Annotated in this window: 1 rRNA gene; it reads right to left on the minus strand. The window is 54.5% G+C overall.

What is annotated here, in order from left to right:
* Positions 1–438: 438 nt before the first annotated feature.
* Positions 439–549 (minus strand): 16S ribosomal RNA (locus tag AC1DWA_RS33170); the annotation flags it as partial.

Here is a 549-nt window from a genome sequence, read left to right on the forward strand (position 1 = left end):
GCTTATCGCAGCCTGCTTATCGCAGCCTCCTACGTCCTTCATCGGCTCCTGGTGCCAAGGCATCCACCGTACGCTCTTCATTACTTACAACAAAGATGCTCGCGTCCACTGTGCAGTTCTCAAACAACACACAACCCCAGAACTCCCGTGAGCACCAGCCGAACACCAACCAAGTCACCTCAGTTACCTATTCGCGGTATGACCCACATTCCAGTGTTGTCGTTACTTCCTAGAGAGGAAACACTCGCGTGTTCTCTCAGGACCCAACAGTATGTCGATATAATTTGTTCTCCCACCAGCACTGAGGCCGGCAGTAACGAAAACGAATGCTTGTCAGCGTCCACCCATGAGCAACCACCGTTCCACATACGGGAACGAAATGGCCTCTGCTTTCCTCAACCACACCTGTGTGCGGCGAGCGAAAGAGATGCTCCTTAGAAAGGAGGTGATCCAGCCGCACCTTCCGGTACGGCTACCTTGTTACGACTTCGTCCCAATCGCCGATCCCACCTTCGACGGCTCCCTCCCACAAGGGGTTAAGCCACCGGC

It is taken from the genome of Rhodococcus sp. P4_F3_2 (assembly GCF_056401335.1).